This window comes from Idiomarina sp. MD25a (assembly GCF_001870515.1).
Classification (GTDB): domain Bacteria; phylum Pseudomonadota; class Gammaproteobacteria; order Enterobacterales; family Alteromonadaceae; genus Idiomarina.
The window spans coordinates 1226921-1252930 of record NZ_MDGT01000003.1 but is presented as its reverse complement, the minus strand read 5'-3'; the positions used below and the strand labels follow the sequence as shown (position 1 = coordinate 1252930).

The following is a 26010-nucleotide window of genomic DNA, read 5'->3' as shown; positions in this document are numbered from 1 at the left end:
CACTTGTAAAAAGATTGAGGTAAACCATGAGCCATACATTAAAAGTAAACGATGTTACCGAAGTCACTCACAACGTGAGACGGATTCGATTAGAAAAGCCGGACGATTATAATTTCACCCCAGGACAAGCCACCGAGGTCGCGATTGATAAAGAAGGTTGGCGCGATGAGAAACGCCCGTTTACTTTCACATCGCTCAATAGCGATCCGTGGCTTGAGTTTGTAATTAAGGTTTATCCCGATCATGACGGTGTGACCGAACAAATTGGCCAACTCCAGCAAGGCGATTCGCTGATTATTGAAGACCCATGGGGCGCCATTGAATACAAAGGCGAAGGCACATTTATCGCAGGCGGCGCAGGTGTTACGCCATTTATAGCGATTTTCCGCGATTTGGCACGCAAAGGTGATGTTGGCAATAACCGACTTATTTTCTCGAACAACAGCGAAAAGGACATTATTTTGAAAGAGGAGTTCGAGCAAATACTCGGTGATCAATTCATCAATGTCATCACCCATGAAAAGCCAAATGGCAATCACCTGTTTATCGATGGCCACATCGATAAAGCCTTTCTAAACGAGCATATCAACAATTTTAACCAGCACTTTTACGTGTGCGGCCCCGATGCCTTCAACGACGGCATAATGGACGCATTGAAAGAGCTAGGCGCCGATCCCGATGGCTTGGTGTTTGAGAAGTAGCTTGCGCCTTAGGCCGTAACTTGCGCCTCTGGCCTGTATATTTCGCCTTTGCTCCGTAACTTGCGCCTTTGGCGCAAGTCCCTAATCAATATAACTCCTCAAATAAATCCACGAAATCTTGTCATTTTTTACCCCCATCCGCATGGGGGTTGAACCGACATCACCATGTTGCAGCGTGTAAATGAGCTCGTCGACTAAAATGACAGTCGGGTGACCCAACTCACTTATGACCGCTGGTACCGGTTTACACAGATAATTCTGGAATGGTGAATTAATCTCGCAGCTCTTTATAAAGAGGCGTTTGATAAAGGTTTTTTGCTTAACCTCTACAAGTTCAATGATAAGACCGTCGTAAACCAGCGTAATAACAGTGTTCTTTACATCACTTTCATGACGATTCTCTTCTTGCCATTCAAACCGCTCTTCAGGCTCCCCCAATCCATTCACAATTTCAGCCTCGGTGCTACCAAAGGTATCGATATACTCGAAAACACCGTAAGGTAACGAGTCAGATTTATATCCAGCTGAAACGTTAACTATCCGATCAGATACCGTCTTTGGGTAGAGATTCTTTGTCTTAAGGTACTGCTGAGCAGTTACGCCCGATGCAGCGATAACCGATACGCTTATTAAGGCGCTCATGAGCAATGGTTTTAGGTTGCTATGCATATTATCGTCGTCCTTGATGGGCCTTGTAGCTTGCGCCCTTTTAAAATTCAGCAACTTGCGCCCTTTTAAAATTCAGTAGCTTGCGCCTTTGGCGCAAGTTGCAAACAGATGTGTCTGAACTGTATTTTTAGAAGGTGTAGCGGAAGCTGAATGAGACAACATCTGTGCTATCAAATTGCTCGTACATGGCTTCTATTGATGCGTTCTTGCCTAACTTGTAAGAGGCGCCGGTGCCAATGCCTGTTTCCCAGTCACCGCCGCTGAACGATGCACCACTACCACTGGCTGAAAACTCTAGACGACCATATGAAGGCTGTACGAATATGCCAAATGAATCATTTACATTGTACTGTCCGCGCACACTTGCGATTACAAGGTTATCAACTTCAACGTCCAAACCATAAGCGGAATCATCACCAACACCAAAACCAACGCGCAGCTCTGGCATGAAGGTAAAGTTACCGCGGTCGAACGTATAACCTAGTCCACCGTGCAGCGCGCCTAAGCTCAAGCTTTCTGACGAGTCAATATCATCTTGGAAACTCGTAAAACCACCTGAAACAGACCAGTCCGCGTTGGCACTCATTGAGGCCGTTAATAGCAAAGAACAACCCAATGTTTTAATTAAAGCTTTCATTTTTATTTTCCTACTCCGTTTTGTCTAAACGCCTAGAGTTGACCATTTATTTAAATAAAGTTCATTTTTGTTAGATTATTTTATAACATGCTTATATATTTTTTGTCAGTAAGGTAGCTCACGCCTTTGGCCCGTAGCTTGCGCTTTCGGCGCAAGAAAAACGATTTAAAACCTACATCTTCCAGCCCTGAGCCCATTTTTCTTCGTTTTTTAGTTCACGCCAATCAATTGAGTATTCGTTCTTTGAAAGCACTGACTCGATTACGCACGAAATGACATTACCTTCTTCATCGTACTCAACTTCTGATACCAAAAAATGCTTCTCGCGATTTATCGGCTTTACGGCGGTCCATTTGCTATTGTGAAGCTTGGCAGGATTAATTTGATTCATGTTGGCTCCGTGATAATTCAGTTGCCCTGCGCCAAAGGCGCAAGCGACGCGTGTTTGCGTGCTATCACGAAATATAAAAGTATGGGGACTATTACTTGAGGTGTGTTCTTGCGCTGAAAGCGCAAGCTACACGATTTGGAATTGGTGCCCGGGGCCGGACTTGAACCGGCACGCTGTTACCAGCGAGGGATTTTAAATCCCTTGTGTCTACCAATTCCACCACCCGGGCACTAAAAGTAAACCAAGTCATGGAGGCGGGTCCCGGAGTCGAACCGAGATCCACGGATTTGCAATCCGCTGCATAGCCATTCTGCCAACCCGCCGATGGTTTGGAGCGGGAAACGAGACTCGAACTCGCGACCCCAACCTTGGCAAGGTTGTGCTCTACCAACTGAGCTATTCCCGCATCGCCATCTGCCGTCGCATTCTACTGTTTAAATGAAATACGTCAACGACTTTTTGTGATTTTTGTGACTGTTTGGCTATTTTTAGCGCAAACCTATCAATTTCTAGTCAATTGTGACCCAGCAGCGCGTAAATATTCCCACATCGACCATAATGTAAGAACAAATGCGGTATAGAATAAAACGATTGAAATCCAGAATGTCCAGATGTTCGCGTCCCATAAAAGGCCAATTAACGCGACCATTTGCGCAATAGTTTTTAATTTACCCAAATTAGACACGGCCACTTTCTCACGATCGCCTCGCTGTGCCATCCATTCGCGCAGTGCACTGACAATCAGCTCGCGACAAATCATAGTGAGCGCTGGCACTGTGATGTACCACGTGTTGTAGTCTTCAACCAATACCACCAGAGCGGCTACAACCATGGCTTTATCAGCCACTGGGTCTAAAAATGCACCAAACTCAGTAAACTGGTTAAATTGACGAGCGATCCAGCCATCGAGCGCATCGGTAATTGCGGCGAGCCAAAAAATAAACGCCGACCAAAAACGAGCATCTTCAAACGGTAAATAAAACACAATCAAAAATACCGGGATTAATAAAATCCTAAAACTCGTCAAAATATTTGGGATATTCCACTTCATTATCCGCAATCCTTTTTTTAGCTCAGTGGCACGGTCGCCCTGCTCTCGCTATCGAAATGAGTAATATATTTTTTCAGCCAGTGCACGACTAATACCTGGGACATTGGCTAATTGGTCAATACTAGCGTTTTTTACCTCTTGTAATCCACCAAGATTTTTTAAAATCTTTTGCCGACGCTTAGCGCCAATGCCCTCGACCTCTTCTAAGCTCGATGTGCGTTTAACTTTATTACGCTTCTGACGATGCCCAGTTATGGCGAATCGGTGCGACTCATCGCGTATATGCTGGATTAAATGCAATGCGCTGGCATCCTTATTCAAAGGAATCGTTTCGTGGCTTCCTGCCATGATCAATGTCTCTAATCCAGGCTTACGCGACTCTCCTTTTGCGACACCTATCAGCATAGGCGCGTCTTTACCCCAGTCAGCGAAGTAGTTCTCGGCTTGCGCCAGTTGTCCTTTACCACCGTCGATAAACAAAATATCAGGAATATTGCCGTTTTCTTTGGCGTTGTCATAACGCTTAGCCAGTGCCTTCGCCATGGCGGCGTAATCATCGCCGGGCGTGATACCGGTAATATTATAGCGCCGATAATCCGATTTCTTGGGTCCGTTTTGGTCAAACACCACGCAGGATGCAACCGTTTGCTGCCCCATAGTGTGACTGATATCAAAGCATTCCATGCGCTGAATCGGAATCCCTAGTTCAAGCACTTGCTGAAGCGCCGATGTTCGACGATTCATGGTGCTTTGTTGATTCAGTTTACCTTCCAACGCATTAACGGCGTTTTTCTTAGCGAGCTGCTGGTATTGCTTGCGCTCTCCACGCACGTTGTGAAGTAAACGCACTTTACGGCCGACGGCCTCGCCGAGTACCTCACCTAGCACAGGATCGTGTTTGATCTCATCGGGTAGCACAATTTCGGCAGGGGTTTTACGCCCAGAGCTTTGATTTAGGTAGAACTGCAATAAGAAGGCTTGAAGGACTTCTTCATCCGATGTATCCGCCGGTACTTTAGGAAAATAACTGCGGCTACCTTGTAGGTGATTATCACGGATAAACAGCATTTGTACGGTGGTTACACCATTACCGCGCGCAAAACCTATGACGTCGAGCTCCTGTTGCGCGCCCGTCACTGAGTTACGTTCTTGGGTACGTCTTAGCATGGCAATTTGATCGCGGTAGCGTGCCGCGCGCTCAAAGTCGAGCGACTCACTGGCATTTTCCATGCGCGTTACAAGCTGATCAATGACCTGTTGGTTCTTGCCGTTGAGAAACTGCCGTGCCAGTTGCACTTGCTCATCGTATTCCTCATCAGTGCAGACGTTCACGCATGGCGCTAAGCACCTTTTCAGCTGATACTGTAAGCACGGACGGCTACGGGCTCGGTAATAGGCATCCTCACACTGACGAATAGGAAACAACTTTTGCATGAGTCGCAGACTCTCGCGCACCGCGGCTCCGTTAGGAAACGGACCAAAATACTCACCCTTTTGGCGCCGCGCACCGCGATGAAAACCTAATCGCGGATGCGTATGATCGGTCATAATAATGTAGGGATAGGACTTATCGTCGCGTAGTAAGACGTTATAACGCGGGCGATATTTTTTGATATAGGTATTCTCGAGAATAAGCGCTTCGGCTTCGGTATTGGTGACCGTGACATCCATGTCGGCAATTTGCTTAACTAAGACTTGTGTCTTCACGCGATCGACTTTCTCGCGGAAGTAGCTCGATACGCGTTTTCTTAAGTCTTTGGCTTTGCCGACATAGATGACATCGCCTGACTCATCATACATGCGATAAACGCCAGGCTGATGAGTCAGGTGTCTCAGAAAGTTTTCTGCATCAAATTGGTTGCTCATACACCTTCAAATTCTAATAGTTCAACGAGTCCCGCTCGTAATGCTAGATGGGACAATTGTACATCACTATTAATATTAAGCTTTGCAAAAATTCGATACCTAAATGTATTGATCGTTTTACTGCTGATGCACAAATGCTCCGCGATTTCACTTACACGCACGCCACGACCGATCATTTGCATGACTTGAAGTTCTCGGTCGCTGAGTTGCTCAACAATATTACGTCGTTTATCGCCATACGGGTTTTTGGCTAAGTATTCGGCAATCGGTGCCGCCACAAATACGGAGCCCTGACGTAGAGACGATATGGCAGTTACGAGCTCTTGGCTACTGCCAGACTCGAGCAAGTAGCCGTCGACTTCTTGCACGCCACACTGAAAATCCAACACGTCTTGATAGCGTTTCCCCCAGACAATGAGTTTGATGTCTTCGTGGCGGCGTTTTAGTCGACGCCAATTTTCTACTGTCGCATCGCCTGCTAAGGAGCAGCCCAACACCACGATTGAATTGGGGTGTTCATTTACCGCCAAGCGCAACTGCGGCATAGATTCAACCGTTTCGACTTCATCAGAAAAGTTTTGTTCGACTACAGTGCGCATCCCTGCGCTAACAATAGGGTTGTTGATTGCTAAAATAATTTTGGCCATTTTTGCATAATTCCTCTCAACAATTGATTGAACGTGGGTTTTGCTGATTAAAGCGAGAATAAATTTGAGCAAAAATGACTATTTAGCAAGTTGAAAATCGAATATTTTGTTAACTAAACTCACTCGATTTTCTGTGAAGTCTCAATTTGAAACTAAATTCGTTTCTGATCGAGTAACTGCCACAAATAACAGGCGAGATAAGACCTGTAGGGTGTCGCACGTTCGGGAATAATGACAACGTCGCGCTCTTTCAGCAACGCAATGGCTTTGCGCAGCGAACTATCCTGCATAGGAAAAAGATCCTCATGGGCAAAGTGAAACATCGCCAAAATCGATGCCGACCAAGGTCCTACGCCTTTTATCTGCTGAACTTCGCGTAAGAGATCGTCACAATCCAGTAGCGGCCACTGCTGCATTTTTTCGCGCGATTGTTGCCAATAGGCTTCAATAGCCCCCACTGCGACCGCCTTATTACGACTTAACCCACATTCTAATAAGTCATCGTAACCTAATTGTGCAATTCGCACGCCCTGCTCAGCCGCACGTGCTTCGACGCGTGAAATAATGGTTTTTGATGCCTGTAAGCTCAACATTTGCCGCATCACAATACGAGGCAATGCCTCGATCGGTGCCATGTCTGAAGGGGTTAACGGTTCAACATGGTCCTGCTCAAGCAGGACCAGTTCAAAACCTGGCTGGGTTGATAACAGGTGTTGCTTGACGTCGCTTGCTTTTTCACTCATGCAAACACCGTAAAGGTTTGGCGGCTAATCGCAAACAATTCGCCCTGCTCATCCCATAACCCGGCACGGCTATGCCCGTAGCCATCGGCGGCATATTCAATCGTCGCCAAGTAACGCCACCATGCGGTGGTTTGCTTTTCTGACAACCGCTTATCGGGAAACTCAATGGTCCAAGTGAGCGATGAAGCCGGTGCGGGCTTTTTCAAACGCGGCAATACGGCCGGTGGCCACGCATCCACTAAACCTAGAACAGCCGCAATGGTCATTTCGTGTTGTTCGTTTTTAAACCGTACCCAGCCGCCGAATTCTCGTTCGACTTGACCGCTAAACGGCATACCGCCGCGCAAAATACGATAGTCGAAATGTTTAGCAAACTCAGGCGTTACGGGCGAATCGGGAATACCCATACCGTGTTCGGGGGCAGCAAACTCAGGCGCAGGCTCTTGGTCTTCAAACACCTGCGACTCGCGTGCTTTACCTAAGCTTGCCAGTGCAAACAAGGTCACTTCGCCATTTTGAATAATTTGCGCACTGACCTGCACAACCGAGGACCCCTGACGCAATATGTTCAGCGATAAATCCGCACTCCCGGGCGCGGTTGGCGCTACAAAAGACACATTAAATGCGCGCATATGATAAGCCGCATCAAACTGCTTAAGAATAAAATCAGCGGCAATACCGGCGCTAAACCCACCAAAAAATGCGCGCCCTTGCGCCCACCCTTCAGGTAACTCAATACTTTGTTGATGTTTATCTTTTACAATCTGCGCTAGCGTTTCAAAAAACATATAAACCTCGTTAGGTTAACTACTCAACAAGCCCAGCACGACCAGTGCTAAGAAAGCGGCTGCTATTAAAAAGATATAAATAAAAGAGCAAATGACGAACTTAAAGAGCGTCATGGGCCATGACTGCTGATAAAACAGTTTCTGGGTAAACAGCAGGTACGCAACCATCCACATCAGCAGTATGTTCTCGGCGTAACTGGCAAGCTCATCAATCCATGGATAGTCGAATTGTGTACTCAACCAAGCCGCACTGGAATCCGTAATTGTCAGCATCATAAACGACAACAACAAAAAGGCATGGGTGTGCAACGCAACAGCCAAGTGCTCAATGTAATAATGCTTACTAAAGGGGTAACACAGTTTAAGCAATAGTGCCCAGAACGGGAGCATGAGCAACATCGCTTGAGGCGCGTTCCCCACTAGCCGCTCGATAAAAGCATCAGGATTCTGTTGCATTAACTTAAGTTTTTGCTCAAGCAGGTCTTCATCTTCGGCATCTAATAACGGAAACTCTTTTAAATCGAGATTGAGCGTTGCCGGCTCTTCATCCGATGGTGTTATATCCGCAGAGGGTTCCTTCTGTGTCGCCAAAACTGCGTCGGCTTTATCAATCTGCTGTTGAATTTCGGCTTGTTGCTCAGGCGATAGGTCTTGATTGACTTGTGGCGTAAAATCGACCAACGCACGCATTACCATGAACGAAATCAACGACATGAAGAAATACATACGTAACGGGGGCACGTATGAGGCATGCCGTCCTCGGACAAATTCAAGTGACAAGAAGCCTGGACGCATAAATAAGCCGCTGAGCGTTCGGTAAAACCGCGAGTCCCAATGACCCAATTCGCCCATTAAGTCGCCGACAACGGCAAATATACTGCGTAAGTAACGTTTATCCTGCTGACCACAACGATGACAATACTCACCTTGAAGGGGGGTATCACAGTTTTTGCATAAAATGTGGGTCGCGGGTGGTTGGCTCGCTTCCATGAGGCGCACTCCATCTCTTATTATTGCCTCAGTATATTCAGCAACGCAGGTGAAGTACAATAGTAGGCTAAAACGAAAAAAGCCCGCTCGATGAGCGGGCTTTTCGAAATTTGGCGGAGAGGGAGGGATTCGAACCCCCGGTGGGTGTGAACCCACGCCTGATTTCAAGTCAGGTGCATTCAACCGAGCTCTGCCACCTCTCCGTTGTCCTTGGGGCTTTCCCCTGAAGACGAGGCGAATATTAAAGACCTTCGCGGCGCTTGTAAAGTAAAAATTTAAATAAAGTCGTCAAATGTGGTTCGTTTGGCGATGATTTAATCAAAGCGATCACTTTTCGAGCTAACTCACGGTAATAAACCGAATTTCCTACCTAAGAAACTACTTTAAAGGTAGTATCAGTACCCATATACTAAGGGTATACAAGCATCATTTATAAAGAAACTTTTTAAAAAATTTTGAGTCTTAAAAACTAGCGTTAATCAACGGAGAAAACTATGAACGATCGTAGTCAGATGTATGTCGGTCAGCAGCAAATTGCCGGCTCAGTGAATAAGGTGTTACGTAACACCTATGCACTGCTTGCCATGACACTTGCTTTTAGTGCTGTGACGGCAACAATCAGCACCATGATGAATTTGCCTTATCCAGGCTTTTTCATCACCTTGATTCTTTATATTGGTTTGTTGTTTGGTATTCATAAAACCAAAGACAGTGCCATGGGTATCGTTTTGACCTTCGCCCTTACCGGGTTCTTGGGTTATACCTTAGGTCCACTCCTTAATATGGCGCTGCAAATGCCAGGTGGTGGCGAGATGGTTGCAACCGCTTTAGGTGGCACCGCATTGACGTTCTTTGCGACATCAGGTTATGTACTGAGTACTAAGAAGGACATGTCTAAGCTCGGCGGTTTAATCACTGCGGGTATCATCATGGTGGTTGTAGCGATGCTCGCTAACTTCTTCTTCCAGATGCCTGCGTTACAATTAGCACTGTCGGCTATCATGATCCCATTGATGGCGATGTTGATTATGTACCAAACCAGTGAAATTATTCACGGTGGCGAGCGTAACTACATATTAGCCACGGTGACTTTGTATGTTTCGCTTTATAACTTGTTCGTTAACTTGCTAACATTATTGATGGCATTTAACGGCGACGATTAAACATACACGATAGCGTGTTTAATTGAGCCCCGCCTTTTGCGGGGCTTTTTTTTACCAATAGACTCATTAAGCATCATGAACCTGACACTCATTATCAAAGCAGGTATGCACGCCGATGCACGACATCGCGCGGCGCTACGCTTTGCAGAACAAGCAATTAACGATGGCTATACGCTGACGGGCGTTTTCTTCTACGCCGATGCGGTGAGCCTTGCCAGCGCCGCTGCAGCCAACAACCCGTGCAGCCAAAGCTGGTGTGAGCTGGCAGGACAGCATCACTTCGACTTGGTGGTCTGTCATACGGCTGCAGAGCGTCAGGGTATTGAGCAATTTAACCCCGCCTTTGAACCTGCGGGACTCACTCAGTTGGTAAGTTGGATGAATACGGCGGATAAAGTGGTGACCTTATCATGAGTAAGAACTATGCCATTGTTCAATTAAGCCCTGAACTTGAATGCGCCCGTTCAGCGCTCGATTTAGTCTTATCGCTCGCCAGCTTAGATCAGTCAGTACAACTCATCATGCTGGATAATGCGTGGATGTCGTTACAGTCTGAGCTTCATAAACGCTACGGTATGTTAGAACTACTCGATGCCGAACCTGTCTTGATAGCTAGCGATTTTGAGCCCCAACTGGACAACGATGATATTGAATTCGAGTGGACAGCCAAACGCGATTTAAACGCCTTACTGCTTAATTTTGCGGAGGTGATCACATGCAACTGAATTGCACTCATTGGCTTCAAACGCGCCCCCTCATCAGTTGGCTTGAGCAACAGCACGCATTGCTCACTGAGCATACCGCGATCCTCCTGACCGCTGATTCTGCAAAGGACTTACCCGCGACGTGTCCCCAGGCTTTGCAATTGTGTAAAATAGTCATCCCAGCGCATGAGATGACTGTAGCACCGGTCGATTGGGTCGAGGTGATTAGCGATGCTCAATGGGTGGAGCTTATAACGCATACGCAACATTGGATTTGGTAGTATGATTGAATTTAACGGTAAGCAGTACGAAACCGACAAACACAACTATTTAGCTCACCTTGACGATTGGAGCGAGCCGCTCGCTCTGCATTTTGCTGAGCTTGAGAATATCGAGATGACGCCTGCTCATTGGGAAGTGGTGCATTTTGTGCAGGATTTTTATCGCGAATATGACACCAGCCCGGCCATGCGTGTGCTGGTAAAAGCGATGAAGAAGAAACTCGGCGAAGAAAAAGCAAACAGCCGATACCTCTACCGGCTGTTTCCTAAAGGGCCTGCTAAGCAGGCAACACGTATTGCGGGCTTACCCAAACCCGCGAAGTGTATTTAACCGATTACGCCTCAATGCGCTCGATACCACCCATGTACGGGCGTAATACTTCTGGAATCACAATTGAACCATCGGCTTGCTGATAGTTCTCGAGTAATGCTACTAATGTACGCCCTACTGCCAGACCTGAGCCATTTAACGTGTGCAATAACTCGGGCTTTTTCGCGCCTTTACGACGGAAACGTGCTTGCATACGACGCGCCTGGAAATCACCCATGTTTGAGCATGAGCTAATCTCACGATAGGTATTTTGCGCCGGTAACCAGACTTCGAGATCGTAGGTTTTAGTTGCACCAAAGCCCATGTCTCCAGTGCACAACAACACTTTACGGTACGCTAAACCAAGCTTTTGTAAGATGGTTTCAGCGTGCTGGGTGAGCTGCTCAAGCGCATCCATTGACTGCTCTGGGTGCGCGAGCCAAACCAACTCTACTTTATCAAACTGATGCTGACGAATCAGACCGCGCGTATCACGGCCGTGCGAACCGGCTTCACTACGGAAGCATGGTGTATGCGCGGTTAATTTAACGGGCAATTCAGCTTCATCGAAAATCTCATCACGCGCTAAGTTGGTCAACGGCACTTCAGCGGTCGGAATCAATGACAGTGGGATCTGCTCTTCTGTCTCACCCTGAATATGGAACAGGTCTTTACCAAATTTAGGTAACTGCCCCGTGCCATAAAGGCTGTCATGGTTTACTAAGTAAGGTACGTAGGTTTCAGCGTAACCATGGGCTTCTGTATGCGTATCCAACATGAACTGGGTCAATGCACGATGCAGACGCGCAATCTTGCCACGCATCACGACAAAGCGCGCGCCGGTTAATTTAGCTGCGGCTTCAAAATCCATACCTTTTGCCAAGGCTTCAGCCAATTCAACATGATCTTTGGGTTCAAAATCCAGTTGCGGAGGCTCACCCCACACGCTGATTTCTTGATTTTCCGATTCATCTTTACCCTCAGGCACGCCTTCAGCTGGCAAGTTGGGCACACCCATAATCAACGCGCCGAGTTTGTCTTGTACTTCACGTAGCTCTTCTTTTGCTGCATCAAGCTGTGAACCTAAATCACTCACCGCGTCTAACAACGGCTGGATATCCTCACCCGCCTGCTTTGCCTTACCAATCGCTTTCGAGCGACTGTTACGCTCAGCCTGCAACTGCTCAGTTTTTACTTGGATCGATTTGCGCTGTTCTTCGAGTGCTTGAATCTCATCGATGTTCAGCTCAAAGCCGCGTGTTTTTAAACGCTCAGCGGTTTGTTGCAGTTCCTCGCGGAAATATTTTGCATCTAGCATGGATATCCTACTTCACTTAATTCGGTTTAATGATAAAGAAATTATACAACGCCATGGCTGCTGCGACACCTAACACGCAGAGCCCCACGTTGAGTACGATATTTACTGAGGCTCGCCCCCACTCGCCTTGAGTCGCCAACTGCACCACTTCGACCGAGAACGTGGAAAACGTTGTGAAGGCTCCGAGCAAGCCAACGCCGACAAATAACCGCACGGACTCTGAGAGCCCTTGGTGTTGCACATGTGCGTATACAGCGCCTAATAAAAAAGAACCTATTATGTTAACGATCAACGTCGCAAAAGGGAACCGCCAACCCGTGCTTAACATCAATAAAGCCACGCCGTGCCGTGCACTTGCGCCAATCGCGCCACCCGCGGCGACCATTAACCATTGACTAAGGCTTGTCATCAGACTTTCCTCGTTGCCATTCGCTACGTTCGTCTTGTTGACGAAGCCAGAGCAGTTTGTCTTTAATTTTTATTTCTAAACCACGCGGTTCAGGCTGATAGAAGTATGCGTCTGCGAGCGCATCCGGTAAGTAGCGCTCTCCTGCCACATAGGCATTAGGATAATTATGAGCATAACGGTAATCTTCACCGTAGCCTTGCTCTTTATGAATCTTGGTCGGTGCATTACGCAAATGGTTCGGCACCTCAGCCGTTGGGTGAGCTTTTGCGGCCGCGACCGCAGCTTTAAACGCATTGTAAACGGCGTTACTTTTCGCAGCACTCGCACAATACACTACCGCTTGTGCAATCGCCCGTTCGCCCTCTGCGGGACCGACACGGTGAAACGTATCCCATGCATTTAAGGCAATCTGTAATGCACGCGGGTCGGCATTACCAATGTCTTCCGATGCAATGGCGAGTAGTCTTCTTGCGACAATCAAAGGGTCACCGCCCCCGACAAGAATACGTGCATACCAATACAGTGCGCCGTCGGGTGATGACCCACGCACTGACTTATGAAATGCCGATAAGATATCGTAGAAATGATCACCTTTATTATCAAAGGCCGCTTGCTGCTCGCCGACTGCGTGCAAGAGTAATTCAGTGTTAAGCTCAGCCTCGCCTTCGGATAAATAATCCGCTGCGACTTCAAGGTAGTTGAGCATGCGGCGTGCATCACCGCCCGCTAAGTCCAGCAGCCTGTCTTCCGCTTCTGGGGTGAGCCTGATGTGACGCGCGCCTAGACCACGTTCAGGATCTTGCAAGGTGCGCTTTAAAAGCGCCCGCAAATCTTCAGCCTTGATAGATTCAAGACGATACACGCGGGCACGTGACAATAGTGCATTGTTGAGCTCAAAACCGGGATTTTCAGTCGTTGCACCAACAAAGATTACCGTGCCATCTTCGATAAAAGGTAGGAAAGCATCTTGTTGGCTTTTATTAAACCGATGTACCTCATCGACAAACAGTAAGGTGCGGCGACCTTGTTGCTGAGCGCGCTGTTTTGCTTCATCAATGGCTTGACGAATCTCTTTTACACCTGAGGTAATGGCACTCAGGCGTGATACGGTCGCATCGGCGGAGGTCGCCATGAGTTCTGCCAGGGTGGTTTTGCCTGTTCCGGGCGGCCCCCACAAAATCATTGAGTGCAAACGTCCTTGCGCGACCGCTTGCCACAGGGGTTTACCTTCGGCAAGTAGATGTGTTTGACCTACATACTCGTCCAGCGACTGCGCACGCATTCGCGCAGCCAGTGGCCTAAAGTCATGTTCTTCTTCAAACGCCAGTTCACCGTTGGTCATCGACCTCGACACCTTCAGGGATATCAAATTGGAATAGGTCGGTCGGCAAGCTTTCGTTCATTACCACATCAGTGAGTGCGATAGTGGTGGTATCCCCTTGCTTTTGTTTAAGCACGATACGAGTCAACTTATCTCCGCTGAAGCTCAAGTTTAGCTCGCTACCGGTATTCTCGTTCACCACTTCAAACGCGCCCTCTGCACCGTCGTAAGTCACGTCAAACTGCTGCCAACGCTCTTTTGAGCCTTCCATCAACAATAACAATGGACTGTTTTCAACTGCATTACTCTGGGCATAAACAGTGACTTGCTCAACAAACGGGTTGTAGTACCAAACCGATTCACCATCTGCGATAAGTAAGGTGTCATCGGATGGATTACTACGCCAACGCAACATCGCAGGTCGTTGCAACGCCAGTTCACCGGTGAGGCTTTGTAATACCTCACCACTACTGCCGGTAACCGTTTGTTCAAAGCTGGCTTGCACACTCTCGAGTTGCTGCATTTTATCTTGCAACTGCTGTTTGGCTTGTTCTGTTGCCCAACTTAAGGGGCTCATTACCACACTCGCGATAAGCGCCAGTGCGATTCCATACTGCTTCATATTAATCCCTCGGTGGTCTCGGTGCGAGTACATCACGCTGGCCATTATTGCCAGCACTACTTACGACACCCGACATTTCCATTTGTTCGACGATACGCGCCGCGCGGTTATAACCAATTCTGAATTTACGTTGTACACTCGACACAGAAACACGCTGGGTCTCGGTCACGAAGGCAACCGCCTCATCATATAAAGGATCCGATTCAGCCTCGTCCATTTCTTGTTGCTCACCCGGTAATAACGCGTCTTCGCCTTGATCACCCGAAAGGATTTCCTCGAGGTAATTCGGTTTACCGCGTTTCTTCCAATCGGCAACCACCGCGTGTACTTCGTGGTCATCAACAAAGGCGCCGTGCACACGAACGGGTGAACCGCTGCCCGGAGGCAAATACAACATATCACCCTGCCCTAATAGCTGCTCCGCGCCCGGTTGATCGAGAATAGTGCGTGAGTCGACTTTTGACGATACTTGGAACGCAATACGCGTAGGAATATTGGCTTTAATCAACCCGGTAATAACATCCACCGATGGCCGCTGCGTTGCCAAAATTAAATGAATACCTGCAGCACGCGCTTTCTGCGCAATGCGCGCGATAAGCTCTTCGACTTTTTTACCGACAATCATCATCATATCGGCAAATTCATCGATGACTACGACGATATTCGGCAGTTTTTCGAGCTCAGGCGGCATTTCATCCATCGAATCACCCGGCTTCCAAATAGGATCTTTGAGCGGCTCACCCGCTTCTTTGGCGGCCATGACTTTGGCGTTATAGCCTTTAAGGTTTCGCACACCTAATGCTGACATAAGTTTATAACGGCGTTCCATTTCGCCGACACACCAACGCAACGCATTGGCAGCATCCTTCATATCTGTGACCACTTCCGTCAGTAGGTGTGGAATCCCCTCATACACTGAAAGCTCAAGCATTTTCGGGTCAATCATAATCAGACGAACATCTTCCGGCGTGCTCTTGTAGAGCAAGCTTAAGATCATCACATTCACACCGACTGATTTACCCGAACCTGTTGTACCTGCCACCAATAAGTGAGGCATCTTCGCCAAGTCAACAACCACAGGCGAACCCGCAATATTTTTACCAAGAATCATGGTCAGCGGCGACTGGCTGTTTTGAAACGCGTCGCGATGAATAACTTCACTGAGCTGAACCACTTCACGGTGTTTATTAGGTAACTCCAAACCGACGTAGGATTTACCCGGAATGACTTCAACCACGCGCACGGCGACGGCTGATAGAGTACGAGCAATATCCTTCGCTAAGTTAGAAATCTTCGATACTTTAACACCGGGGGCAAGGTCGAGTTCAAAGCGGGTGATCACGGGCCCTGGCTGCACGTTGGCAACGGTAACATCAACGCCAAAGTCTTTGAGAACGGTTTCAACCGTGCGTGACACTTGGTCAAGCTCTTCTTGAGTAATGGGGTTCTCTTGCTTATTCGGTCTATCGAGCAACTCAATCGAAGGTAATGGTGGTAACGCTTCCGCCTCGTTACTTTGGGTATCGCCCTGCCCTGCTTGCTCGACTGGCGATTCAGCTTGTGCTTTGGCTTCCGTTGCGGGTGCAGGTTCACTGCGCTTACGTGCTTCCGCCGCTTGTTTCGAAAACCGTGGCGCATCGCTGTCATCTACGACGGAATCCGGTTCGAACGGCGGTTCGTCTTCATTATCAATTTCGTGTTCATCTAATGCCGACAATGAAGGTAAGTTCAGTACAGGTTCTTGCTTAGCCTCTGCTTTTTGCTCTACTAATGTGGATTCATCCCAATCCGAGGTATCGAGCGTATCATCGTCGTCTTCGTTGTCATCAGTTGCTTTTTTAGCATCGCGATCATGGCCTTTTGTGCCATCCGACTGCCATACGGTGCGGATGCGTTCATAACACCACAGCGCGCCAGTAATGCATAACTCACCGAGCTTATCGGCGACCTGCAGCCAGCTAATTCCAGTCACCAAGGTGAGGCCCGTGGCTAAGAACGTCAGTAATAAGATGGTTGAGCCGACAAAATTTAAGTACGGCATCACCGAGGCTGCAATCACATCACCAAATACGCCACCGGCTGAAAAGTAATAAATGTCATCAAAGTTAATGGAAGAGAGTGCGGCTGCGCCAATGAGCGTGAGCATGGCACCGACGAGGCGCAAACTAACAGCTAGGTAGTCGAGCTCGAGTAATTGATGAGTTTTGCGAAACAGCATGTAACCCAAACCAGCAAAGGCAAAAGGAATTAAATATGCAACAAAACCAAACGAAAATAACAGTACATCAGCAAGCCACGCACCGACCGCTCCGCCGGCATTATTGATGGTGCCTTCGAAACCCGTCTGCGACCAACTCGGATCGGCTGGATTGAAACTTACGAGTGCGAGAAATAGAAAAATCGCGAGCGCACCGCTGATCAGTAGGCCAGCTTCTAATAATCGTTGTACACCTGTCATTGCTCGTCTTATGCTTCCTGTCATTGGGATCTTATTATAGTGGAGGCTCTCTGCCCCCGATTGTAGCGAATCTCGCTGCTAATGTTAGCCCTTTACTAGAACTTTATTCTCTTGTTTTACTTCTTCCATTACAACATAGGTGCGCGATTCGTCGACACCCGGCATCATCAGCAAGGTTTCACCGAGTAATTTGCGGTACGCGCGCATGTCAGGTACCCGCGCCTTGATGAGAAAATCAAAGTCCCCTGCAACTAAGTGACACTCCAGAATCTCTTCGGTTTTACGCGCCGCCTCACTGAATTCAGCGAAAGCGTCCGCCGATGTACGCGACAAGGTAATTTCGACAAACACCATCAAGTTAGCGCCGAGCTTGGCTGGGTTAATACGGGCATGGTAACTCTCTATAACACCCTCTCGTTCAAGCTTTTTTACCCTTTCTAAACAAGCCGTTGCGCTCAACCCCACTCGCTTCGCAAGTGCCACGTTGGCAATACGTCCATCGTCTTGCAGTATGCGTAAGATCTTACGGTCAATTCTGTCAATAGTGATTTCATCGGTGTTTTCTGGAAATCTCATGATTTTATCGCGTCATTTAATTAGTTAGCCCTAATATATCACTATAAACTAGGTTAAAAAAAGTGCGTAATCCAGTTTGTTTTCAGTCTATAATTGCGCCACGAAATTTACCAATCACATCAGCAGATAAAACGCACTCAATGCGTGTCAATTATAGAGGGTGAGTATGTTAATAGGTGTTCCTAAGGAAATTAAAAACCACGAGTATCGTATCGGTTTAACGCCTGCAGCTGTTCGCGAATATGTTGCGAATGGTCACGACGTTATCGTTGAAAACAACGGCGGTGCTGCGATTGGTTTTACTAACGAAGACTATCAAGCCGCCGGCGCTTCAATTGTTGAAACGCCAGAAGAGATCTTCGAGCGTGCTGATATGATTGTCAAAGTTAAGGAACCTCAGCCAAACGAATGTAAGATGTTACGTGAAGGCCAAATCCTTTACACCTTCTTGCACTTGGCACCTGATCCAACACAAACTAAATTATTGGCTGAATCAGGTTGTACTGCTATCGCATACGAGACAGTCACTGATAACCGCAATGGTCTTCCGCTTTTAGCACCTATGAGCGAAGTTGCGGGTCGCATGTCAATTCAAGCAGGCGCGCATTACCTTGAAAAAGCACACGGCGGCAGCGGCACATTGCTAGGTGGCGTTCCTGGCGTTGCGCCGGGCAAAGTACTCATCATCGGTGGTGGTGTTGTCGGAACTAACGCTGCGAAAATGGCGTTGGGCTTAGGCGCTGACGTCACCATTCTTGACCGCTCATTGCCGCGTCTACGCGAGATCGATGATATCTTCAATGGTCAAGTCACCACGATCTACTCAACTGTAGATGCTATCGACAAGTATTCACGTGAAGCTGATTTAGTTGTTGGCGCAGTGCTGATTCCAGGCGCAGCGGCACCTAAACTCTTGACGCGCGAGCACATCAAAAACATGAAGCCAGGTTCAGTGTTGGTAGATGTTGCGATTGACCAAGGTGGTTGTTTCGAAACTTCATACGCAACAACGCACCAAGATCCGGTATACGTGATTGATGATGTTGTTCACTACTGTGTTGCGAACATGCCAGGTGGTGTTGCACGCACTTCAACTATCGCGCTTAACAATGCAACCTTGCCTTACGGTATCGCGTTGGCTAACAAAGGCAACCAAGCCATGTTAGAAAACGAGCATCTGTTGCGTGGTTTGAACATGCACGGTGGTAAAATCACTTATAAAGCGGTCCACGATGACTTAGGCGAAGAATTAAGCCTCGACTACATCGATCCGCGTGAAGCGCTCTCTAAATAATTAGACAAGTAAGCGCAACTGAACAGAAAAGCTCACCTAAAATGGTGAGCTTTTTTTATGTTGTTCTTGTGCCTTTTCCTTGCAATCCATACAATCGACCCCATAGCTAAACATATAACTGAAACACATTCTGTAGTAGGAGCAACACCATGGCTGAAGCCAAGCATTGTAAACTTTTGATTTTGGGCTCTGGGCCTGCGGGCTATACCGCCGCAGTCTATGCTGCGCGCGCAAACCTTGACCCGGTATTGGTCACCGGTATGCAACAAGGTGGTCAGCTAACGACCACTACCGACGTTGAAAACTGGCCGGGCGATGCTGAAGGGTTAACCGGACCTGATTTAATGGTGCGCATGCAGCAGCACGCCGAGCGCTTTGACACAGAAATCGTGTTTGACCACATCAACAAAGTCGACTTCTCAGAGCGCCCTTTCCGCTTAAAAGGCGATGTAGGCGAATATACGGCTGACTCAGTGATTATCTCAACCGGCGCATCCGCCAAATATCTCGGTTTGGACTCAGAAGAGGCGTTTATGGGCAAAGGCGTTTCTGCTTGCGCGACCTGTGACGGCTTTTTCTATAAGAATCAAAAAGTATGTGTCGTCGGTGGCGGTAATACTGCGGTAGAAGAAGCACTCTACCTGTCAAATATTGCCAGTGAAGTGCATGTCATTCACCGCCGTGATACGTTCCGTTCTGAGAAGATCTTGTCGGATCGTCTGATGGAAAAAGCCGAGAACGGTAACGTGACCCTCCACTTGAACAAGACCTTAGACGAAGTCTTAGGTGATGACTCAGGCGTGACGGGTGTTCGTATCAAAGACACAAAAGACGGTAGCACGTCGGAGCTAGATGTCGCTGGTTGTTTTATTGCCATTGGTCATCAACCCAACACAGGCTTATTCGATGGCCAACTCGAAATGAACAACGGCTATATCGTCGTTCAAAGCGGCCTTGAAGGTAACGCAACTGCAACCAGCATTCCGGGCGTATTTGCCGCTGGCGATGTCATGGACCACGTGTATCGCCAAGCCATTACCTCGGCAGGCACGGGCTGCATGGCTGCACTGGATGCTGAACGTTATCTGGACGCATTAACTAAGTAATCCTATTGTGAGTCGCCGCCTATGATAGTCGAGCTGAGTTCTAGCTCAGTCAGCTTTCCGCCAGTGTCGATGGCACTGGCAGAGCCTAACGGCTTACTTGCGGTGGGCGGCGACCTCTCAGAGGCACGCTTGGTGAGTGCCTATCGCTCAGGTATTTTCCCGTGGTTTGCGGCCGACGATCCGATTTTATGGTGGTCCCCCAATCCGCGCGCTGTTTTTGTACCTGGCGATATCCATTGCTCGCGTTCGTTGAAGAAAGCCATGCGACGCCAACCTTGGCGAGTCACACTGAATCATGCCTTTGAGGAAGTGATTGATGAATGTGCAACAATACGCGCCGAGCACGAAGGCACTTGGATTACTGAACCTATGCGTGAGGCGTATATTGAGCTGCATAGAAAAGGACATGCCCATTCGGTCGAAGTGTGGCTCGACGAAGCCCTAGTGGGCGGCTTATATGGTGTCAGTGTCGGTCGTCTGTTTTGTGGCGAAAGTATGTTTCACCGTGCGACTAACGCGTCTAAAGTGGCTTTGCACTGTTTTGCGAATGCCTTTGTTGAGCACGGGGGTCAATTAATTGATTGCCAAATGGAAAATCCCCATTTAACGTCACTCGGCGCGGTGCCAATGGCCCGCGAGCATTTTCTAGAGCAATTATTTGCGTTACGCGATCGCCCACTAACTGACGACTTTTGGTCGTTAGGAGATATTAGTCGTTATTTATGAGTGTTAAACTCGGTATTACAGGCACCCGCCCTTGTGGTTATCTCAAGGATCAGGAAGAGCGTTTAATCGTTACCGTTGCCGACGAAGAGACACCTATGAATTCTCATTTGTATGAGCACTTAATGTCACATGGATTTCGTCGCAGCCATAACGATGTGTATCGTCCCCACTGTGAATTTTGCCAAGCCTGCGAATCGCTTCGTATACCGGTCAGCGATTTTAGTTTCAGCAAAAATCAAAAGCGGGTGTTAAATAAAAACCGCGATTTAGTGCTTTCAATTGTCGATAAGCCTCAACCTGACTACACCTCGCTCTTCTGTCGTTTTATTGAGCAACGTCACGCTGATGGCGCCATGTATCCGCCCGACCCAGAATCATTTTGGCTTTGGTGTGATGCCGATTGGATGAAGCCACAGTTTTTTGAGTGGCGAGACAGCGAGGGCAAGCTGACGATGGTGAGTATCGTTGATGTGCTCACGCGGTCAAGCTCAGCTATGTATACTTTTTTTGACCCTGAGCAACACAAACGCTCGTTGGGTACATACTCTATCTTGAGTTTAGTCGAGTGGACAGAGGCGCAAGGGCTGGATTATCTCTATCTTGGATACCAAATTGATAGCTGCGACAAGATGAACTATAAGGCCCGTTTTACACCAAATGAACGGCTTATTGGCAATCAATGGAAAAAAGCGGTAAAATCTAACACACAAAAATGAACCCTATGCGTACAATGTACGCTCATTAGTTAAATTCTAGAGGATTTTAATGGCGAAAGAAGACAGCATTGAAATGCAAGGTACGGTATTAGACACCTTGCCAAATACTATGTTTCGAGTTGAACTAGAGAACGGTCACGTGGTGACTGCACACATCTCTGGCAAAATGCGTAAGCACTACATCCGTATCTTAACGGGTGATACTGTAACCGTTCAGCTTACCCCTTACGACTTGAGTAAAGGACGCATCGTCTTCCGCGCCCGTTAATCACGATTCAATAAAAAAGGGGCTCAACGCCCCTTTTTTATTTCTGACTGCGTTTCACAGTTAGCTCTCAATCGCTTCGTTGGTGCTGTCGTAATCAAATTTCAGTTCATCGTTGTTATCCAGCGACACTTTCACTCGACCACCACGCGTCAAATGACCAAACAAGATTTCGTTTGCCAACGGTTTTTTCAGGTGTTCCTGAATAATGCGACCCATTGGACGTGCACCCATTTGCTTGTCGTAGCCTTTCTTCGCAAGCCAATCGATTGCTTTGGATTCAACCTCAAGAGACACCCCTTTACGGTCTAACTGTGCTTGCAACTCGGTGATAAACTTATCGACCACCTGCAAGATAACCTCTTCACTTAGATGGTTAAACCACACGATACCATCAAGACGGTTACGGAACTCCGGCGTAAAGGTGCGGTTGATTTCTGCCATCGCATCGTGACTGTGATCCTGTTGCTTAAAGCCAATTGACTTACGAACTGTTTCACGCACACCCGCGTTAGTCGTCATCACAATAATGACATTACGGAAATCCGCCTTACGACCGTTGTTATCCGTCAATGTGCCGTTGTCCATTACCTGCAACAAGATGTTGTAAACATCCGGATGGGCTTTCTCGATCTCATCAAGCAGCAGTACCGAATGAGGCTGTTTAATCACTGCGTCAGTTAACAACCCGCCTTGATCAAAACCGACATAGCCTGGAGGCGCACCAATCAAACGACTGACTGCGTGCCTTTCCATGTACTCCGACATATCGAAGCGAATCAGTTCAATGCCCATTGCTTTGGCAAGTTGCTGAGTCACCTCAGTTTTACCCACGCCTGTCGGACCTGCGAACAAGAACGACCCGATAGGGGTATGTTCATTGCCAAGCCCTGACCGCGACAAACGAATCGCAGAGCTCAGTTTGTCAATCGCTTCATCCTGACCAAACACCACCATCTTCAAGTTGCGATCGAGCTGCTTGAGAATGTCTTGGTCTGTGCGTGAAACCGACTGTTCTGGGATACGCGCGATCTTAGCAATAATCGCCTCGATATCTTGCACACCGACGGTTTTCTTACGCTTAGACGGAGGTAGCAAACGTTGTTGCGCGCCCGCCTCGTCCATCACATCAATCGCCTTATCAGGCAAATGACGCTCATTAATGTATTTTGCCGCTAGCTCAGCCGCTGCTTTGATCGCGGGCTGGGTGTAACGAATACCATGATGGTCTTCGTAGCGTTCTTTTAAACCCATCAAAATTTTCGTGGTATCTTCCACGCTCGGTTCACTAACATCCACTTTTTGGAATCGACGCACTAGCGCGCGATCTTTTTCAAAGATGTTTTTGAACTCGGTATAAGTTGTTGAACCAATACACTTGAGCTGGCCACTTGAAAGTAATGGTTTTAGCAAGTTAGAGGCATCTAGCACACCGCCACTGGCCGCGCCCGCGCCAATAATCGTGTGGATCTCGTCAATAAATAAGATGGCGTGTTCTTTTTCACCTAACTCTTTCAACAACTGTTTGAAGCGTTTTTCAAAGTCACCGCGGTACTTTGTGCCGGCCAATAAGCCGCCCATATCCAACGAGTAGATAACGGCTTCTTGCAGAATATCAGGGACTTGGTTGTTGACGATACGGTAAGCTAAGCCTTCGGCAATTGCCGTTTTACCTACACCGGCTTCGCCCACCAAAAGTGGGTTATTTTTGCGACGACGGCACAGAATTTGTGCGCAGCGCTCAAGCTCATCATCGCGTCCAATTAAGGGATCAATCTTCCCCTCTTTCGCCTGCACATTGAGGTTAGTACAGAAACGTTTAAGGTGGGTTTGCTGCTCTTCGCTTGCTGCAGCCATTTCCTCTTCATCGGCAATATGTTCATCCATCGGCTCGTCTTGCGAGCGGGCGATGCCATGCGAAATATAATTAACAATATCTAATCGAGTAATATCATGCTTGTTTAACAAGTAAACAGCTTGTGACTCTTGTTCACTGAAGATAGCCACCAACACGTTTGCGCCACTCACTTCGGCATTACCCGAGGACTGCACATGGAACACAGCACGTTGTAACACGCGCTGGAAACCTAACGTCGGTTGCGTATCGGCGCCATCATCTTGGTCATCAAAGGTCGGTGTGCTGCGATCAATGTAGCTAATGAGCTCTTCTTTCAGCTGCTCAAAATTGAGTCCGCAGGCACGCAGCACTTCAGCTGCGTCTGGATTATCGAGCAAAGCCACGAGCAAATGCTCAACCGTCATCAGTTCATGACGACGCTCACGCGCCAGTCTGAACGCATCGTTCAAGGTAAGTTCTAACGCCTTGTTTAACATACCACTCTCCTTACCGTACTACGGCTGTGCTCGAATCTTACTCATGCTCCATGGTACAGAGCAAAGGGTGCTGGTTTTCACGAGCGTACTGATTTACCTGCACCACTTTAGTTTCAGCAATCTCTGCTGAATACACACCACACACGGCTTTGCCTTTATAGTGCACTTGTAACATGGTGTCGGTCGCTTTTTCATTGTTCATACGAAAAAACTTTATCAACACCTCGATTACGAAGTCCATCGGTGTATAGTCATCATTATTCAATATGACCTTATACATCGAGGGTGGTTTCAGTTCGTGTTTACTGTCTTCCTCAACATCATATACGTGTTGATGATCAAACTGGCTCATGAATTAACAACCTATTATCACTATAGCTGATTTGCCTAATCGCGCTGGACAATTTTTGTTTAATTTTTTAACAAAAATGTCGATTTTTTCATCACATCTACTTGACTATTATACTCTGTGTCCTAGAGTAAAACATGGTGTTGGTTGATGGAATTTTCAACCACACCTGAGACAACCCAATCTAATAATAACAAAATTCTTTTCGATAGAAGAAGGAAGTAGATGTATGGCAACCGGAAAAGTCAAATGGTTCAACAACTCCAAAGGTTTTGGCTTTATTGAGAGTGAGGACCGCGAGGGTGACATTTTCGCTCATTACTCAACGATCGATATGGAAGGCTATCGCACGTTAAAAGCGGGTCAAACCGTAGAGTTTGAACTCGAGGAAGGTCCAAAAGGACTGCATGCCTCAAACATTGTTCCTCACGCGGACAAACAGTAAGAAAGCCTATTTGCAAAACGCCGCCCTGCGGCGTTTTGCAATTCTAGCCTCTTAAGGATTAATACCCCTTAAGAATCTATACCAAAGTAACGACGCAATTGATCACGCAAATTAGGCGGCGTGCCATGAATCGTTAGTTTATCTGTCTCCGGATCATATTCTACACGCTCGCCCAACTGCGTATGGTCAAATGCCACGCTCACACCGCCACCTTGGCCTTGAAATTTAACCAATTTTCGCAACGTGGACCGATCCGTAGGAAAGGACTCATCCAGTGCAGGTTTATCCTCGTGCGACAGCGCTTGCGTAAACTCTTCAAAGCTACGTTCGGTCGGCTGTGCTTGAGAGAAATGCTCCGACAAGTCTTTGACCTTGACGTCTTCACCCTGCTTCCATTGTTGGTCGCAATATTCATAAGCCACTGCATTAAGCGATTGACGTTGCTCCGGTGGCAGTTCTGCTTGCTTACCAAACTCTGTTACTGCATCCACCAAGCGTTTAGTTTGCGACTTAGCATCCAACCGCTCAGTACAGCCCAAGAAATCCAAGAAGAAGTCAGATACTTTGCGTCCAGCACGACCTTTGATGAAGGAAATATAGCGTTGGCTCTCGGGATCGGTTTGCCACTCAGTCAGGTCAATCCGCGCTGCGAGTTGCACTTTGCTAATGTCTAATTGCGATGATCGGTCAACAGCCAAGTTAGGGTTAATCGTCACGCCTACTTTTACTGGTAAAAATGCGACCAATAAATAATCAGTACTCAAATGTTGATATCGCGTCACCAATAAAAAGCCCGCTTCGAGCATTTGATAGTTTTGCAGCTGTTCTAACAATAATTTCGCTGCCCGTTGGCTCAACTCAACAAATTCTAACTCTTGTGCTTGCCACTGTTTAAGTAGTACCGGGAAATCACTGACTTCTTCCGCCTCGTCGGCCTCTGTTAAGAAGCTAGCGTAGCCTTTAGCTGGTTTACTGGTATAAACCGTGGTCAGTTCCTCGAGTAACTCGTGCAGTTGCTCATCATCAGATAAAGGTTCTGGCGCGAGACGCAAACCAATTTGGTCATCATGGCTGTAAAACTGGTGAATAATGCTATTTTCAATGGCCAGTTGCATAACTAGGACTATCCT

30 protein-coding genes and 4 tRNA genes are annotated in these 26010 nt (G+C 47.6%); 12 read left to right on the top strand and 22 right to left on the bottom strand.

Annotation, left to right across the window (positions count from 1 at the left end; translation table 11 throughout):
* The first annotated feature begins 26 nt into the window (after positions 1-26).
* Complete coding sequence (locus tag BFR57_RS10035; protein WP_071463798.1) at positions 27-701, top strand: FAD-binding oxidoreductase; 675 nt, start codon at positions 27-29, stop codon at positions 699-701.
* An 81-nt stretch (positions 702-782) separates the two neighbouring features.
* On the opposite strand, the gene BFR57_RS10030 is transcribed toward BFR57_RS10035, so the two are convergent.
* The 13 genes from BFR57_RS10030 to BFR57_RS09970 form a co-directional block, all read right to left on the bottom strand.
* Positions 783-1370, bottom strand: a complete 588-nt coding sequence (locus tag BFR57_RS10030) for a hypothetical protein (RefSeq protein WP_143441072.1) — start codon at positions 1368-1370, stop codon at positions 783-785.
* Between the two features lie 127 nt (positions 1371-1497).
* Positions 1498-2007 (bottom strand): outer membrane beta-barrel protein, encoded by a 510-nt coding sequence (locus tag BFR57_RS10025; RefSeq protein WP_071463796.1) that lies wholly within the window; start codon positions 2005-2007, stop codon positions 1498-1500.
* 172 nt (positions 2008-2179) lie between these two features.
* Positions 2180-2398: a TIGR02450 family Trp-rich protein gene (locus BFR57_RS10020; protein ID WP_071463795.1), complete on the bottom strand. Its 219-nt coding sequence runs from the start codon at positions 2396-2398 to the stop codon at positions 2180-2182.
* Positions 2399-2540: 142 nt separating this feature from the next.
* Positions 2541-2627, bottom strand: a tRNA-Leu gene (locus tag BFR57_RS10015).
* A gap of 20 nt (positions 2628-2647) precedes the next feature.
* Positions 2648-2721, bottom strand: a tRNA-Cys gene (locus tag BFR57_RS10010).
* A 7-nt stretch (positions 2722-2728) separates the two neighbouring features.
* Positions 2729-2804 (bottom strand) — tRNA-Gly (locus BFR57_RS10005).
* Between the two features lie 96 nt (positions 2805-2900).
* Positions 2901-3449 (bottom strand): CDP-diacylglycerol--glycerol-3-phosphate 3-phosphatidyltransferase, encoded by a 549-nt coding sequence (gene pgsA / locus BFR57_RS10000; protein WP_071463794.1) that lies wholly within the window; start codon positions 3447-3449, stop codon positions 2901-2903.
* A gap of 48 nt (positions 3450-3497) precedes the next feature.
* Positions 3498-5315, bottom strand: a complete 1818-nt coding sequence (gene uvrC / locus BFR57_RS09995; RefSeq protein WP_071463793.1) for an excinuclease ABC subunit UvrC — start codon at positions 5313-5315, stop codon at positions 3498-3500.
* Positions 5312-5962 (bottom strand): LuxR C-terminal-related transcriptional regulator, encoded by a 651-nt coding sequence (locus BFR57_RS09990; protein WP_071463792.1) that lies wholly within the window; start codon positions 5960-5962, stop codon positions 5312-5314. Before BFR57_RS09990 ends, uvrC begins: the two co-directional genes overlap by 4 nt.
* A 152-nt stretch (positions 5963-6114) precedes the next feature.
* Positions 6115-6705 carry a 3-methyladenine DNA glycosylase gene (locus BFR57_RS09985; protein WP_071463791.1) on the bottom strand — a complete coding sequence of 197 codons (591 nt, stop codon included), beginning with the start codon at positions 6703-6705 and terminating at the stop codon, positions 6115-6117.
* Positions 6702-7493, bottom strand: a complete 792-nt coding sequence (locus BFR57_RS09980) for a thioesterase family protein (RefSeq protein WP_071463790.1) — start codon at positions 7491-7493, stop codon at positions 6702-6704. Before BFR57_RS09980 ends, BFR57_RS09985 begins: the two co-directional genes overlap by 4 nt.
* A 15-nt stretch (positions 7494-7508) precedes the next feature.
* Positions 7509-8483 carry a DUF3667 domain-containing protein gene (locus tag BFR57_RS09975; RefSeq protein WP_071463789.1) on the bottom strand — a complete coding sequence of 325 codons (975 nt, stop codon included), beginning with the start codon at positions 8481-8483 and terminating at the stop codon, positions 7509-7511.
* 111 nt (positions 8484-8594) lie between these two features.
* Positions 8595-8686 (bottom strand) — tRNA-Ser (locus BFR57_RS09970).
* A 291-nt stretch (positions 8687-8977) separates the two neighbouring features.
* Between BFR57_RS09970 and BFR57_RS09965 the strand changes: the two genes are divergently transcribed.
* The 5 genes from BFR57_RS09965 to BFR57_RS09945 all read left to right on the top strand — a co-directional run bounded on the left by BFR57_RS09965 (position 8978) and on the right by BFR57_RS09945 (position 10962).
* A complete protein-coding gene (locus tag BFR57_RS09965) occupies positions 8978-9646 on the top strand; it encodes a Bax inhibitor-1/YccA family protein (RefSeq protein WP_071463788.1) in 669 nt (222 codons plus the stop codon).
* 75 nt (positions 9647-9721) lie between these two features.
* Positions 9722-10060: a DsrE/DsrF/TusD sulfur relay family protein gene (locus BFR57_RS09960; RefSeq protein ID WP_071463787.1), complete on the top strand. Its 339-nt coding sequence runs from the start codon at positions 9722-9724 to the stop codon at positions 10058-10060.
* Entirely contained in the window at positions 10057-10371 is a 315-nt protein-coding gene (locus BFR57_RS09955; protein ID WP_071463786.1) for a hypothetical protein, read from the top strand. The genes BFR57_RS09960 and BFR57_RS09955 overlap by 4 nt, the downstream gene beginning before the upstream one ends.
* Complete coding sequence (locus tag BFR57_RS09950; RefSeq protein ID WP_071463785.1) at positions 10362-10631, top strand: hypothetical protein; 270 nt, start codon at positions 10362-10364, stop codon at positions 10629-10631. Before BFR57_RS09955 ends, BFR57_RS09950 begins: the two co-directional genes overlap by 10 nt.
* Before the next feature lies 1 nt (position 10632).
* The gene (locus BFR57_RS09945) at positions 10633-10962 is read left to right on the top strand and encodes a TusE/DsrC/DsvC family sulfur relay protein (RefSeq protein WP_006955944.1); all 330 of its coding nucleotides are present in this window, start codon (positions 10633-10635) and stop codon (positions 10960-10962) included.
* Between the two features lie 4 nt (positions 10963-10966).
* Here BFR57_RS09945 and serS read toward each other — a convergent pair whose 3' ends face one another.
* The 6 genes from serS to lrp form a co-directional block, all read right to left on the bottom strand.
* Entirely contained in the window at positions 10967-12259 is a 1293-nt protein-coding gene (serS, locus tag BFR57_RS09940) for a serine--tRNA ligase (protein ID WP_006955945.1), read from the bottom strand.
* A 16-nt stretch (positions 12260-12275) separates the two neighbouring features.
* On the bottom strand, positions 12276-12668 hold the full coding sequence (gene crcB / locus BFR57_RS09935; protein ID WP_006955946.1) for a fluoride efflux transporter CrcB: 393 nt from the start codon (positions 12666-12668) through the stop codon (positions 12276-12278).
* Positions 12655-14010, bottom strand: a complete 1356-nt coding sequence (locus tag BFR57_RS09930) for a replication-associated recombination protein A (RefSeq protein WP_071463784.1) — start codon at positions 14008-14010, stop codon at positions 12655-12657. Before BFR57_RS09930 ends, crcB begins: the two co-directional genes overlap by 14 nt.
* Positions 13997-14611 (bottom strand): outer membrane lipoprotein chaperone LolA, encoded by a 615-nt coding sequence (gene lolA, locus BFR57_RS09925; RefSeq protein ID WP_071463783.1) that lies wholly within the window; start codon positions 14609-14611, stop codon positions 13997-13999. Before lolA ends, BFR57_RS09930 begins: the two co-directional genes overlap by 14 nt.
* Position 14612: 1 nt before the next feature.
* Positions 14613-17069: a DNA translocase FtsK gene (locus BFR57_RS09920; protein ID WP_071463782.1), complete on the bottom strand. Its 2457-nt coding sequence runs from the start codon at positions 17067-17069 to the stop codon at positions 14613-14615.
* A gap of 84 nt (positions 17070-17153) precedes the next feature.
* Positions 17154-17645 (bottom strand): leucine-responsive transcriptional regulator Lrp, encoded by a 492-nt coding sequence (gene lrp / locus BFR57_RS09915; RefSeq protein WP_071463781.1) that lies wholly within the window; start codon positions 17643-17645, stop codon positions 17154-17156.
* A gap of 166 nt (positions 17646-17811) precedes the next feature.
* Here lrp and ald point away from each other — a divergent pair, with 166 nt between their 5' ends.
* The 5 genes from ald to infA all read left to right on the top strand — a co-directional run bounded on the left by ald (position 17812) and on the right by infA (position 21755).
* Positions 17812-18939 (top strand): alanine dehydrogenase, encoded by a 1128-nt coding sequence (gene ald / locus BFR57_RS09910; protein ID WP_006955952.1) that lies wholly within the window; start codon positions 17812-17814, stop codon positions 18937-18939.
* A gap of 149 nt (positions 18940-19088) precedes the next feature.
* Positions 19089-20045: a thioredoxin-disulfide reductase gene (gene trxB / locus BFR57_RS09905; RefSeq protein WP_006955954.1), complete on the top strand. Its 957-nt coding sequence runs from the start codon at positions 19089-19091 to the stop codon at positions 20043-20045.
* Between the two features lie 21 nt (positions 20046-20066).
* Positions 20067-20771, top strand: a complete 705-nt coding sequence (gene aat / locus BFR57_RS09900; protein ID WP_071463780.1) for a leucyl/phenylalanyl-tRNA--protein transferase — start codon at positions 20067-20069, stop codon at positions 20769-20771.
* Positions 20768-21487 carry an arginyltransferase gene (locus BFR57_RS09895; protein WP_071463779.1) on the top strand — a complete coding sequence of 240 codons (720 nt, stop codon included), beginning with the start codon at positions 20768-20770 and terminating at the stop codon, positions 21485-21487. Before aat ends, BFR57_RS09895 begins: the two co-directional genes overlap by 4 nt.
* A 49-nt stretch (positions 21488-21536) precedes the next feature.
* Positions 21537-21755, top strand: coding sequence for a translation initiation factor IF-1 (infA, locus tag BFR57_RS09890; protein WP_071463778.1), 219 nt, complete (start codon positions 21537-21539; stop codon positions 21753-21755).
* A 60-nt stretch (positions 21756-21815) separates the two neighbouring features.
* Here the strand turns inward: infA and clpA are convergent, their stop codons facing one another.
* The gene (gene clpA, locus BFR57_RS09885; protein ID WP_071463777.1) at positions 21816-24086 is read right to left on the bottom strand and encodes an ATP-dependent Clp protease ATP-binding subunit ClpA; all 2271 of its coding nucleotides are present in this window, start codon (positions 24084-24086) and stop codon (positions 21816-21818) included.
* A 37-nt stretch (positions 24087-24123) separates the two neighbouring features.
* Positions 24124-24438 (bottom strand): ATP-dependent Clp protease adapter ClpS, encoded by a 315-nt coding sequence (clpS, locus tag BFR57_RS09880; RefSeq protein WP_071463776.1) that lies wholly within the window; start codon positions 24436-24438, stop codon positions 24124-24126.
* 226 nt (positions 24439-24664) lie between these two features.
* Between clpS and cspD the strand changes: the two genes are divergently transcribed.
* On the top strand, positions 24665-24880 hold the full coding sequence (cspD, locus tag BFR57_RS09875; protein WP_071463775.1) for a cold shock domain-containing protein CspD: 216 nt from the start codon (positions 24665-24667) through the stop codon (positions 24878-24880).
* Positions 24881-24948: 68 nt separating this feature from the next.
* Here cspD and yejK read toward each other — a convergent pair whose 3' ends face one another.
* Positions 24949-25995 carry a nucleoid-associated protein YejK gene (gene yejK / locus BFR57_RS09870; protein ID WP_071463774.1) on the bottom strand — a complete coding sequence of 349 codons (1047 nt, stop codon included), beginning with the start codon at positions 25993-25995 and terminating at the stop codon, positions 24949-24951.
* Between the last annotated feature and the right edge of the window lie 15 nt (positions 25996-26010).

What these genes read in the sequence shown, in the direction of transcription:
- trxB (WP_006955954.1), top strand. Translation starts at nt 19,089, where the DNA reads ATGGCTGAAGCCAAGCATTGTAAACTTTTGATTTTGGGCTCTGGGCCT.
- cspD (WP_071463775.1), top strand. Translation starts at nt 24,665, where the DNA reads ATGGCAACCGGAAAAGTCAAATGGTTCAACAACTCCAAAGGTTTTGGC.
- yejK (WP_071463774.1), bottom strand. Translation starts at nt 25,995, where the DNA reads ATGCAACTGGCCATTGAAAATAGCATTATTCACCAGTTTTACAGCCAT.
- lrp (WP_071463781.1), bottom strand. Translation starts at nt 17,645, where the DNA reads ATGAGATTTCCAGAAAACACCGATGAAATCACTATTGACAGAATTGAC.
- BFR57_RS09965 (WP_071463788.1), top strand. Translation starts at nt 8,978, where the DNA reads ATGAACGATCGTAGTCAGATGTATGTCGGTCAGCAGCAAATTGCCGGC.
- BFR57_RS09920 (WP_071463782.1), bottom strand. Translation starts at nt 17,069, where the DNA reads ATGACAGGTGTACAACGATTATTAGAAGCTGGCCTACTGATCAGCGGT.
- aat (WP_071463780.1), top strand. Translation starts at nt 20,067, where the DNA reads ATGATAGTCGAGCTGAGTTCTAGCTCAGTCAGCTTTCCGCCAGTGTCG.
- clpA (WP_071463777.1), bottom strand. Translation starts at nt 24,086, where the DNA reads ATGTTAAACAAGGCGTTAGAACTTACCTTGAACGATGCGTTCAGACTG.
- BFR57_RS09985 (WP_071463791.1), bottom strand. Translation starts at nt 6,705, where the DNA reads ATGAGTGAAAAAGCAAGCGACGTCAAGCAACACCTGTTATCAACCCAG.
- BFR57_RS09955 (WP_071463786.1), top strand. Translation starts at nt 10,057, where the DNA reads ATGAGTAAGAACTATGCCATTGTTCAATTAAGCCCTGAACTTGAATGC.
- BFR57_RS09975 (WP_071463789.1), bottom strand. Translation starts at nt 8,483, where the DNA reads ATGGAAGCGAGCCAACCACCCGCGACCCACATTTTATGCAAAAACTGT.
- BFR57_RS10020 (WP_071463795.1), bottom strand. Translation starts at nt 2,398, where the DNA reads ATGAATCAAATTAATCCTGCCAAGCTTCACAATAGCAAATGGACCGCC.
- lolA (WP_071463783.1), bottom strand. Translation starts at nt 14,611, where the DNA reads ATGAAGCAGTATGGAATCGCACTGGCGCTTATCGCGAGTGTGGTAATG.
- BFR57_RS09960 (WP_071463787.1), top strand. Translation starts at nt 9,722, where the DNA reads ATGAACCTGACACTCATTATCAAAGCAGGTATGCACGCCGATGCACGA.
- BFR57_RS10035 (WP_071463798.1), top strand. Translation starts at nt 27, where the DNA reads ATGAGCCATACATTAAAAGTAAACGATGTTACCGAAGTCACTCACAAC.
- BFR57_RS09980 (WP_071463790.1), bottom strand. Translation starts at nt 7,493, where the DNA reads ATGTTTTTTGAAACGCTAGCGCAGATTGTAAAAGATAAACATCAACAA.
- pgsA (WP_071463794.1), bottom strand. Translation starts at nt 3,449, where the DNA reads ATGAAGTGGAATATCCCAAATATTTTGACGAGTTTTAGGATTTTATTA.
- infA (WP_071463778.1), top strand. Translation starts at nt 21,537, where the DNA reads ATGGCGAAAGAAGACAGCATTGAAATGCAAGGTACGGTATTAGACACC.
- BFR57_RS09990 (WP_071463792.1), bottom strand. Translation starts at nt 5,962, where the DNA reads ATGGCCAAAATTATTTTAGCAATCAACAACCCTATTGTTAGCGCAGGG.
- crcB (WP_006955946.1), bottom strand. Translation starts at nt 12,668, where the DNA reads ATGACAAGCCTTAGTCAATGGTTAATGGTCGCCGCGGGTGGCGCGATT.
- BFR57_RS10030 (WP_143441072.1), bottom strand. Translation starts at nt 1,370, where the DNA reads ATGCATAGCAACCTAAAACCATTGCTCATGAGCGCCTTAATAAGCGTA.
- BFR57_RS09950 (WP_071463785.1), top strand. Translation starts at nt 10,362, where the DNA reads ATGCAACTGAATTGCACTCATTGGCTTCAAACGCGCCCCCTCATCAGT.
- BFR57_RS09895 (WP_071463779.1), top strand. Translation starts at nt 20,768, where the DNA reads ATGAGTGTTAAACTCGGTATTACAGGCACCCGCCCTTGTGGTTATCTC.
- serS (WP_006955945.1), bottom strand. Translation starts at nt 12,259, where the DNA reads ATGCTAGATGCAAAATATTTCCGCGAGGAACTGCAACAAACCGCTGAG.
- uvrC (WP_071463793.1), bottom strand. Translation starts at nt 5,315, where the DNA reads ATGAGCAACCAATTTGATGCAGAAAACTTTCTGAGACACCTGACTCAT.
- clpS (WP_071463776.1), bottom strand. Translation starts at nt 24,438, where the DNA reads ATGAGCCAGTTTGATCATCAACACGTATATGATGTTGAGGAAGACAGT.
- BFR57_RS09945 (WP_006955944.1), top strand. Translation starts at nt 10,633, where the DNA reads ATGATTGAATTTAACGGTAAGCAGTACGAAACCGACAAACACAACTAT.
- BFR57_RS09930 (WP_071463784.1), bottom strand. Translation starts at nt 14,010, where the DNA reads ATGACCAACGGTGAACTGGCGTTTGAAGAAGAACATGACTTTAGGCCA.
- BFR57_RS10025 (WP_071463796.1), bottom strand. Translation starts at nt 2,007, where the DNA reads ATGAAAGCTTTAATTAAAACATTGGGTTGTTCTTTGCTATTAACGGCC.
- ald (WP_006955952.1), top strand. Translation starts at nt 17,812, where the DNA reads ATGTTAATAGGTGTTCCTAAGGAAATTAAAAACCACGAGTATCGTATC.